The sequence below is a fragment of the Rhodococcus sp. OK302 genome (genome assembly GCF_002245895.1).
GTDB lineage: Bacteria > Actinomycetota > Actinomycetes > Mycobacteriales > Mycobacteriaceae > Rhodococcus_F.
Genome location: NZ_NPJZ01000001.1, coordinates 4,442,517 through 4,452,500, shown reverse-complemented (window position 1 = coordinate 4,452,500; position 9,984 = coordinate 4,442,517). Strand labels below are relative to the sequence as shown.

The following is a 9,984-nucleotide window of genomic DNA, read 5'->3' as shown; positions in this document are numbered from 1 at the left end:
AGACGAGGCCGACAGGCGTAGCCGATGGACAACGGGTTGATATTCCCGTACCCGTGTGAACGCGCCCATGATGAATCAGGAGTACTAACTGTCCTGAAGCCACGAGAAGACCTTCGGGTCTCGAGTTGGTGGATGCACGGGACCTTTCCTGGTAGTAGTCAAGCGATGGGGTGACGCAGGAAGGTAGCTGAGCCAGTCAGTGGTAATACTGGTGTAAGCGTGTAGGGCGTGACCTAGGCAAATCCGGGTCACATGAAGCCTGAGACGTGATGCGTAGCCGATTGAGGCGAATTCAGTGATCCTATGCTGCCGAGAAAAGCCTCTAGCGAGCTTTCACACGGCCCGTACCCCAAACCGACACAGGTGGTCAGGTAGAGAATACTAAGGCGATCGAGATAACTATGGTTAAGGAACTCGGCAAAATGCCCCCGTAACTTCGGGAGAAGGGGGGCCCTGTTTGGTGACGGAACTTGCTTCCTGAGCTGAGTGGGGCCGCAGAGACCAGTGAGAAGCGACTGTTTACTAAAAACACAGGTCCGTGCGAAGTCGTAAGACGATGTATACGGACTGACGCCTGCCCGGTGCTGGAAGGTTAAGAGGACCGGTTAGTCACTTCGGTGGCGAAGCTGAGAATTTAAGCCCCAGTAAACGGCGGTGGTAACTATAACCATCCTAAGGTAGCGAAATTCCTTGTCGGGTAAGTTCCGACCTGCACGAATGGCGTAACGACTTCTCAGCTGTCTCAACCGTAGACTCGGCGAAATTGCATTACGAGTAAAGATGCTCGTTACGCGCGGCAGGACGAAAAGACCCCGGGACCTTCACTACAGCTTGGTATTGGTGTTCGGTTCGGTTTGTGTAGGATAGGTGGGAGACTGTGAAGCGGTGACGCCAGTTACTGTGGAGTCGCTGTTGAAATACCACTCTGATCGAATTGGACCTCTAACCTCGGACCATGATCTGGTTCAGGGACAGTGCCTGGTGGGTAGTTTAACTGGGGCGGTTGCCTCCCAAAATGTAACGGAGGCGCCCAAAGGTTCCCTCAGCCTGGTTGGCAATCAGGTGTCGAGTGCAAGTGCACAAGGGAGCTTGACTGTGAGACTGACAGGTCGAGCAGGGACGAAAGTCGGGACTAGTGATCCGGCACCGGCAAGTGGAAGCGGTGTCGCTCAACGGATAAAAGGTACCCCGGGGATAACAGGCTGATCTTCCCCAAGAGTCCATATCGACGGGATGGTTTGGCACCTCGATGTCGGCTCGTCGCATCCTGGGGCTGGAGTAGGTCCCAAGGGTTGGGCTGTTCGCCCATTAAAGCGGCACGCGAGCTGGGTTTAGAACGTCGTGAGACAGTTCGGTCTCTATCCGCCGCGCGCGTAAGAAACTTGAGGAAGGCTGTCCCTAGTACGAGAGGACCGGGACGGACGAACCTCTGGTGTGCCAGTTGTTCCGCCAGGAGCACTGCTGGTTAGCTACGTTCGGAAGGGATAACCGCTGAAAGCATCTAAGCGGGAAGCCTGTTCCAAGATGAGGTTTCTCACCCCTTGAAGGGGGTAAGGCCCCCGGCAGACCACCGGGTTGATAGGCCAGAACTGGAAGTCCGGTAACGGATGTAGGTGACTGGTACTAATAGGCCGAGGACTTACCACAAAGAAGCTACGCGTCCACTGTGCGGTATCTGAAACAACACACAGATACCTTGATTTCGATCATCCATCATCGATCAGCCCTTGCGGGTTGGTGGGTGTGTGGAGGATCTGGTTCAGGGTTGGTTACTGTGACAGTTTCATAGAGTTACGGCGGTCATAGCGAAGGGGAAACGCCCGGTCCCATTCCGAACCCGGAAGCTAAGCCCTTCAGCGCCGATGGTACTGCACTCGACAGGGTGTGGGAGAGTAGGACACCGCCGAACACCCGTTAACCGAAAGGGGACCCAACATACTGGGTCCCCTTTCGTGCGTTGTATGAAAGGAATGACTGTGTCGGAGAATGGCGACGAGCGTCGGTCCTTCCGTGGGGGAGGAGCGCCTCAATCAGGTGGCCCCCGTCGTGACAACGACGGGCGAGGTCCCCGAAGCAGCGGTGGCGGCGACCGCCGCGGCGGCAACGGAGGAGATAGGTCCGGCGGACAGCGTCGCGGCGGCGAGGGTGGATTCGCCCCTCGTGGACGCGAAGGCGACCGGAATTCACGTCAGGCAGCGCGTCCTGACGAACCAGATCTACCCGATGATGTAGAGCCGACCGAATTGGACCCGGCAGTTCGTCGGGACCTGCTGAGCTTGGACAAGGACAACGCCAACACTGTTGCGCGCCACCTCGTCATGGCCGGCAAATTGGTCGACGACGATCCAGAACTTGCGCTACTTCACGCGCGCGCTGCCCGTCAGCGTGCCGGTCGGATCGCAGTTGTTCGTGAAGCCGCCGGCATCACCGCTTACCACGCTGGTGAGTGGGCCGAGGCTTTGTCCGAACTTCGTGCTGCCCGCCGTATGGCTGGTGGCCCGGGACTGATCGCCGTGATGGCTGACTGCGAACGTGGATTGGGTCGTCCCGAGCGGGCGATCGAACTCGGTCGCAGTGACGAAGCTGCGCAGCTGTCAGGCGACGAGGCGTCGGAGCTTCGGATTGTCGTGGCGGGTGCTCGAATGGATCTCGGTCAGTTCGATCAGGCTGTCGTTACCTTGCAGACAGCCGATCTGGACGCATCGCGTACCGGATTGGCAGCAGCCCGACTGTTCTACGCCTATGCCGACGCACTTGTTGCGGCCGGCCGTATCGAAGACGGTCTGAAGTGGTTCCTCAATGCAGCTGCTGCAGACCTCGAAGACGATACTGACGCGGAAGAGCGGGTTGCGGAGCTGTCCGGAGAAGATCAGTGACAGTGCTTCGTAGCCAATACGACGTACTTCTGCTTGATCTCGACGGGACACTCTATGCGGGTGCTCATGCGATTCCTGGTACCCAGAGTGCTCTGGGCCAGGGATCGCAAGCCCTGTATTACGTGACGAATAATGCAAGTCGATCCCCGTCGGACGTCTCAGCGCATCTGACGGAACTCGGCTTTGATTCTACTGAGGATCGCGTCGTCACCAGTTCTCAGACTGCGGCACGCCTGGTCGCCGAACGGGTCGCTCCCGGGTCGGCTGTTCTGATTGTCGGTACGGAAGCGCTGGCCGACGAGATCACGGCGGTCGGTTTACGTCCGGTTCGAGCTTTTGCCGATTCGCCAGTCGCCGTCGTACAGGGTCATTCGACGACAACCGATTGGTCGATCCTGGCGGAAGCATGCCTAGCGATTCGTGGCGGAGCCCTGTGGGTTGCTGCGAATCTCGATACCACGCTCCCGACCGAGCGTGGACTCGTGCTCGGAAACGGCTCGATGGTTGCAGCATTGCGTGCTGCAACGCGTCAAGAACCGCTGGTGGCTGGAAAGCCGGCAGCGCCGTTGATGAATGACGCGCTGCGCCGAAGCGGCTGTGCAAAGCCGTTGGTCGTCGGCGATCGTCTTGATACCGATATCGAAGGCGCGCACGCAGTTTCGCTGGATTCGCTGTTGGTTCTGACCGGTGTCAGTACCGCAGCTGATGTCTTGCGCGCTCCGGCCGTTCAGCGCCCTACCTACATTTCCGCAACGTTGGATTCGCTGAACCAGCCGGCCGTCGAATCGTTGGTCGGTACCGATTCCAAGTGGGCCATATCAGTGCGTGACACGGCGCTGTGTGTGGATGGGCCGATGGTGGGTGACGAGATGTCACTGCTACGAGCACTGTCTCCGGTTGCCTGGGCGCATCCGTCCTTCACGACCATCGAAGCCGCCGACGCTGAAGTTCAACGCGTCGTAGATTCGTGGCAGCTGTAGCCCTCGATTGTGTGTTCGACTCGCGGGGGTATCGATGTATGCGCAACCAACAGTCATGCACTAGCGTTGTCCGCGATGAGCACGCCGACACCCCAACCCGGAAATAGCAGCGCAGGAACTCCTGTGCCCGGGCCACCGCGCACCGTTGACCCGGAAACGATTCGTTCCGACGTCGACTCTCTACTAGCGCGTCTCGGCGATCTCGAACAGGATCCGAACGATCAGCACGGAGCAGGCGTGATTCCACACAAGGCGCACATATTGGAACAAGCACACGAGGTGCTGGTCCAAGCACTCGCGTCTGTGGACAGGGTCTGACATGGCACGTAGAGCACGGGTGGACGCCGAACTTGTCCGTCGCGGATTGGCGCGTTCTCGCGATCACGCACAAGAGTTGATCGCTGCAAATCGAGTCCTGATCGCGGGGGCCGTCGCAACCAAGCCGGCCACCGCCATCGAAGCCGGAACTCCGCTCCGAGTAATCGAGGTGGAGCAGGAAGTTTCCTGGGCTTCTCGCGGTGCACACAAACTGATCGGCGCCCTCGACGCTTTCGGTGAATCCGGACTCAGTGTTGCCGGTCGTCGTTGCCTGGACGCCGGTGCATCCACCGGCGGGTTCACCGACGTTCTCTTGACGCGCGGCGCCAAAGAAATTGTGGCGGTCGACGTCGGCTACGGCCAGTTGGTGTGGCGCTTGCAGTCCGACGAGCGAGTACATGTCATCGACCGCACCAATGTGCGTGCAATCGATGCCGAGACCATCGGCGGCCCAGTCGACCTGGTGGTCGCGGACCTCTCGTTCATCTCTCTCAAACTTGTTCTTCCGGCGTTTGTCGCGTGCACGGCCGACGGAGCCGATCTGGTACCGATGGTGAAGCCGCAATTCGAGGTCGGTAAGGACCGCGTGGGCGCCGGTGGCGTCGTACGTGACCCGGAGCTTCGAATCTCGACGGTTCTCGAAGTGTCCGAAGCCGCGGCCAAGGTCGGGTTGCGGACCTTGGGTGTTGTCGCGAGTCCGCTGCCGGGCCCGTCCGGAAATGTCGAGTACTTCCTCTGGCTGCGTAAAGAGAGCGCTCCCGAGGAGCCGGCAGACGGCTCGCCGTCGGTCGAGGAACTGATCCGCAAGGCTGTAGAGGAAGGGCCGCAGTGACCGCAGCTGCTGGGGGCGAAGCGCGTCAGATTCTGTTGGTTGCGCATCCCGGTCGACGGGAGATCGCCGAAACTGCCCGACGCGTCGGGAAGATTTTCGAGCGCGCCGGAATCGGGTTGCGTGTTCTGGTCGATGAAGCTGACAGTTCCCGTATCGAGGCGATGAACGCGCCGGAGGGTTTCTCGGCACCGGATCTCGATGTCACCGTGGTCCATCCGGGCCCGAACGCGGCAGTCGGCTGCGAATTGGTGCTCGTGCTCGGCGGCGACGGAACATTTTTGCGTGCAGCGGAATTGGCACACGAGGCGTCGATTCCCGTTCTCGGCATCAACTTGGGTCGAATCGGATTCCTTGCGGAAACCGAAGCCGAACACCTTGACGAGGCACTCGCGCAGGTAGTCCGCAAGGAATATCGCGTCGAACCCCGGATGACTTTGGATGTCGTGATCCGTGTGGATGACGAGATCATCGATCGCGGTTGGGCTCTGAACGAGGCCAGCATCGAAAACCGCTCTCGGCTGGGCGTTCTCGAAGTTGTTCTCGAAGTCGACGGCCGGCCGGTGTCAGCATTCGGTTGCGACGGAGTGCTCGTCTCTACTCCGACCGGTTCGACGGCATATGCATTTTCCGCCGGCGGCCCCGTCGTGTGGCCGGAACTCGAAGCGCTGCTTGTTGTTCCGAGCAATGCACACGCGTTGTTCGCTCGTCCGTTGGTCACCAGCCCGGAATCGCTGATCGCAGTGGAGACCGTTGCCGGTAGTCATGACGGTCTTGTATTTCTCGACGGCCGTCGCACATTGGAACTTCCGGCCGGTGGCCGTGTCGAGGTCGTTCGTGGTGCACAACCGGTCAAGTGGGTACGCCTCGACTCTGCGCCTTTCGCGGATCGGATGGTTCGAAAGTTCGAACTTCCGGTCACCGGTTGGCGAGGAAGGAAGCCTTAAACAGTGCTCGCAGAGATTCGAATCGACAGCCTGGGAGTAATTTCCGAAGCGTCGGCCCAGTTTCACGAGGGTTTGACAGTCCTGACCGGTGAGACCGGTGCCGGTAAGACGATGGTCGTTACCAGTCTGCACCTGCTCAGCGGCGCCCGCGCCGATGCCGGCCGTGTGCGACTGGGTGCGTCCCGCGCAGTAGTCGAGGGGCGATTCGTCACCGACGTGTCGCCGGCGACGGAACGCGAGATCGTACGAATCCTCGAATCTTCCGGAGCCGAGCGTGACGAGGACGGCAGCATCATCGCCGTCCGAACGGTAGGCAGTGACGGTCGGTCGCGTGCTCACCTCGGTGGTCGTAGCGTTCCCGCCGGTGTGTTGTCGGAGTTCACCGATCCTTTGCTGACGGTGCACGGTCAGAACGACCAGTTGCGTTTGCTGCGTCCTGATCAGCAGCGCAATGCGCTGGATCGTTTCGGCGACAAGGCGATCGGCACTCTCCTGACGCGGTATCGGAAGCATCGTCGTGAGTGGCTCGACGCTCGGTCCGAACTGATCGAGCGGACGTCGAAGGCCCGTGAACTTGCGCAAGAAGCAGATCAGTTGACTTTTGCGCTCAATGAAATCGACGGTGTAGCACCGGAACCCGGTGAGGATGCCTCGATCGTCGCGGAGGTTCGTCGGCTCAGCGATTTGGATTCGCTGCGGTCGGCCGCCGAGGAAGCGCACGCAGCGCTGGCCGGTAGTGACGATCTGTCCAGTGGTGAGGTGCGTGTGTCACCGGCTCTCGATCTGATGTCCGAGGCCCGCGCACGGATCGAGTCCGTGACCGACACAGATTTGGACGGTTTGGCCGCGCGGTTGGCCGATGCGATCGCCGTCGTCACCGATGTGGCCGGCGATCTCAATTCCTACCTCGCCGGATTGCCGGCCGATCCGGGTGCCTTGGATTCTCTACTTTCGAGGCAATCCGAACTCAAGACCCTGACACGGAAATATGCGGCCGATGTCGACGGTGTTCTCGAATGGGCCGATACCGCTCGCGCACGCCTGTCCAAGCTTGATGTGTCGTCGGACGCTTTGGGCTTGCTGAGCAAGCAGGTCGAGGAAACCGCTGCTCTGACTGCCGACGCGGCCGCCAAACTCAGCGCGGCCCGCGTGAAGGCGGCAGCAAAACTGTCGAAATCCGTCAGCGCGGAACTGGCGGGACTGGCGATGGGTCGGGCAGGTTTGGAAGTGAGCGTCCGTCAGCAGGTTGCCGGCGCGCAGGATTCTGCTCCGCTCGATGTCGGGGGAGTGGAACTGCATGCCGGTTCCGGCGGTGTCGACGAGGTCGAGTTCCGCTTGTCCGCGCACAGTGGCGCTCCGTCACTGCCGATCAGCAAGAGCGCTTCCGGCGGTGAACTCTCACGCGTCATGTTGGCGCTTGAAGTTGTGCTGGCCGGTAGCGATACCGGCGCGACCATGGTGTTCGACGAGGTGGATGCCGGCGTCGGCGGGCGCGCGGCCGTCGAGATCGGTCGACGATTGGCCAAGCTCGCTCGTACCCACCAGGTAATCGTGGTGACGCACCTTCCGCAGGTTGCGGCATTCGCTGACACTCACCTGGTGGTCGACAAGGTCGACGACAAGGGTGGCGTCGTCAGTAGTGGCGTTCGTACGCTGTCTGACAGCGAGCGCGTCGTCGAACTAGCTCGAATGTTGGCAGGTTTGGACGACACTGAAACCGGTCGAGCACACGCCGAGGAATTGCTGGAGATAGCAAGTGCGGCACGCGTCACAGATTGATGGATTCGTGGTGTGGTATGTGACTGATGTGGTAATTGATTCGGCGCGCCTCCACCGATCACGGTGACTTCGGGTTCATCATCGAAGCCATGAAGATGCCCGCATTGCTCTCCCGTAACACCGAGTCGTTGCCTGGGATCAGCGGCATCGCCAGGGTCGACCGGAATACGGCCAAGCTTTTACGCCGTGTCGGTCCCGGGGATATCGTCGTTCTGGACGAACTCGACATCGACCGTCGTACAGCCGACGCTCTGGTGAAAGCCGGAGTTCTGGCCGTCGTCAACGCGTCGCCGTCCATCTCCGGTCGGTACCCGAACCTCGGTCCCGAGGTGATGGTCGCCAACGGCATCGTCCTGATCGACGCGCCGGACAGCGAAGTCTTCAAGAACATCAAGGACGGCAGCAAGATCCGCCTGCACGAGGGCGAGGTGTTCAACGGCTCGAAGTCGCTGGTCAAGGGCGAAGAGCAGTCGGAAGCCGAGATCTCGGACCGGATGATCGAAGCAAAGACCGGTTTGGTCGATCACCTGGAGGCGTTCTCCGGCAACACAATCGAGTTCATCCGAACCGAGAGCCCGCTTCTCATCGACGGCATCGGTGTGCCCGATGTCGACATCGAGCTCAAGGATCGCCACGTCGTGGTTGTGTCCGATGGGCCCGATCACGAGCAGGATTTGAAGAACCTCAAGCCGTTCATCAAGGAGTACTCGCCGATTCTGATCGGCGTCGGTGCGGGTGCCGATGTACTGAGCCAAGCCGGATACCGCCCCGACCTCATCGTGGGCGACCCGGAAGAGATCACCAGCGCCACCCTCAAGTCCGGTGCCGAGGTGGTGCTCCCGGCTGATCAGGACGGTCACGCGGCCGGTCTTTCGCGTATCCAGGATCTGGGTATCGGTGCCATGACGTTCCCGGCGACGGGCTCGCCGACCGATCTGGCGCTCTTGCTCGCCGATCACCATGGGGCTTCGTTGATCGTCACGGTCGGCAATGTCGTCTCGCTCGACGAATTCTTCGATCGTGCGCGCCGGGAAAGTAATCCGTCGGCGTTCATGACCAGGCTCAAGGTCGGGCCGAAACTCGTCGACGCCAAGGCCGTCGCAACGCTGTATCGAAGTCGGGTGTCCGGGGGAGCGATCGCTCTTCTGGTGCTCGCCGCACTGGTCGCGGTTATCGTCGCGCTGGTCGTGTCCAATGCCGGTAGTGAAGTTCTCGACTGGGCAATCGCAACATGGAACAGCTTCGCGCTGTGGGTTCAGGGGCTCTTCAAGTGATTTCGATGCGTCAACATGCTATTTCCATAGCGGCAATTTTCCTGGCTCTCGCCATCGGCGTGGTTCTCGGTTCAGGGATGTTGTCCAGTGGGTTGCTTTCCGGTCTGCGCGACGACAAGGTGGACCTGCAGAACGAGATCGAAAATCTCAACGACCAGAAGAACGGTCTTGCAGAACAACTCAACTCCGCCGACGGCTTCGACGCCGCGGTCGGTGGACGTGTCGTCCGTGATTCTCTGGCGGGTCGCACCGTCGTCATCGTGACCGCACCCGATACCGATCCGAGTGACTTGGACGGCGTCACCCGCTTGATCACCGCCTCCGGTGGAGCCGTGACGGGCCGAGTCTCGCTCACAGATTCTTTTGTCGACGCCAGCGGTGGTGACCGTCTGCGTACCGTCGTCAACAACGTCATTCCGGCGGGCATCACCCTCAAGACCGGCGCTGTCGACCAGGGCAGTCTTGCAGGAGACCTACTCGGATCGGTGCTCTTGCTGAACGGGACGACGAGTGAACCGCAGAGCACTCCGGATGAACTGAACTTGGCACTGGACACGTTGCGTAGCGCGGGATTCATCGCGTACGACGGCGCAGTCAAGCCCGCGCAACTCGCGGTGGTTCTCACGGGTGACAACAAGGCGGACGACGCCACAACTTCCGGAAACCGCGGGGCTGTCGTCGCACGCTTTGCCGGCGCCTTGGACGGCCGCGGCGCAGGGACCGTTTTGGCGGGTCGACCTGGCTCGGCTGACGGCAATGGTCCGGTTGCCGTCGTGCGTGCCGATGCGGCGCTCTCAGCCGGTCTGACGACCATCGACAATGTCGACCGCGAGTCGGGCAAGATCACGACCTCGCTGGCATTGCAAGAGCAGTTGAACGGCGGAGCCGGACGGTACGGAACGGGCCCGGGAGCCGCTGCAATCACGGTCGGGGCGCCCGCGAGCTGATACGCCGGTCACATCGCGGGGCGAAAGTCGGCGC

The 9,984-nt window shown here is 60.8% G+C and carries 8 protein-coding genes and 2 rRNA genes (1 of these 10 cut by a window edge); all 10 read left to right on the top strand.

Annotated elements, in window-relative coordinates:
• A 23S ribosomal RNA gene (locus BDB13_RS20435) occupies positions 1 to 1,647 on the top strand; it begins 1,487 nt to the left of the window's first position.
• Positions 1,648 to 1,792: 145 nt separating this feature from the next.
• A 5S ribosomal RNA gene (gene rrf, locus BDB13_RS20430) occupies positions 1,793 to 1,909 on the top strand.
• A 61-nt stretch (positions 1,910 to 1,970) separates the two neighbouring features.
• Entirely contained in the window at positions 1,971 to 2,876 is a 906-nt protein-coding gene (locus tag BDB13_RS20425) for a hypothetical protein (protein WP_094273439.1), read from the top strand.
• Entirely contained in the window at positions 2,873 to 3,856 is a 984-nt protein-coding gene (locus BDB13_RS20420; RefSeq protein ID WP_094273438.1) for an HAD-IIA family hydrolase, read from the top strand. Before BDB13_RS20425 ends, BDB13_RS20420 begins: the two co-directional genes overlap by 4 nt.
• 75 nt (positions 3,857 to 3,931) lie before the next feature.
• A complete protein-coding gene (locus BDB13_RS20415) occupies positions 3,932 to 4,174 on the top strand; it encodes a hypothetical protein (protein ID WP_094275061.1) in 243 nt (80 codons plus the stop codon).
• A gap of 1 nt (position 4,175) precedes the next feature.
• A complete protein-coding gene (locus BDB13_RS20410) occupies positions 4,176 to 5,006 on the top strand; it encodes a TlyA family RNA methyltransferase (protein WP_094273436.1) in 831 nt (276 codons plus the stop codon).
• Positions 5,003 to 5,950 carry an NAD kinase gene (locus BDB13_RS20405; protein WP_094273434.1) on the top strand — a complete coding sequence of 316 codons (948 nt, stop codon included), beginning with the start codon at positions 5,003 to 5,005 and terminating at the stop codon, positions 5,948 to 5,950. Before BDB13_RS20410 ends, BDB13_RS20405 begins: the two co-directional genes overlap by 4 nt.
• Positions 5,951 to 5,953: 3 nt before the next feature.
• The gene (recN, locus tag BDB13_RS20400) at positions 5,954 to 7,729 is read left to right on the top strand and encodes a DNA repair protein RecN (protein ID WP_094273432.1); all 1,776 of its coding nucleotides are present in this window, start codon (positions 5,954 to 5,956) and stop codon (positions 7,727 to 7,729) included.
• Positions 7,730 to 7,818: 89 nt separating this feature from the next.
• On the top strand, positions 7,819 to 9,003 hold the full coding sequence (steA, locus tag BDB13_RS20395; RefSeq protein WP_094275060.1) for a putative cytokinetic ring protein SteA: 1,185 nt from the start codon (positions 7,819 to 7,821) through the stop codon (positions 9,001 to 9,003).
• Positions 9,000 to 9,950 carry a copper transporter gene (locus tag BDB13_RS20390; RefSeq protein WP_094273430.1) on the top strand — a complete coding sequence of 317 codons (951 nt, stop codon included), beginning with the start codon at positions 9,000 to 9,002 and terminating at the stop codon, positions 9,948 to 9,950. Before steA ends, BDB13_RS20390 begins: the two co-directional genes overlap by 4 nt.
• The last annotated feature ends 34 nt before the right edge of the window (positions 9,951 to 9,984 follow it).

Coding starts and splice junctions, on each gene's coding strand:
- BDB13_RS20410 (WP_094273436.1), top strand. CDS start 4,176: ATGGCACGTAGAGCACGGGTGGACGCCGAACTTGTCCGTCGCGGATTG.
- steA (WP_094275060.1), top strand. CDS start 7,819: ATGAAGATGCCCGCATTGCTCTCCCGTAACACCGAGTCGTTGCCTGGG.
- BDB13_RS20415 (WP_094275061.1), top strand. CDS start 3,932: ATGAGCACGCCGACACCCCAACCCGGAAATAGCAGCGCAGGAACTCCT.
- BDB13_RS20425 (WP_094273439.1), top strand. CDS start 1,971: ATGACTGTGTCGGAGAATGGCGACGAGCGTCGGTCCTTCCGTGGGGGA.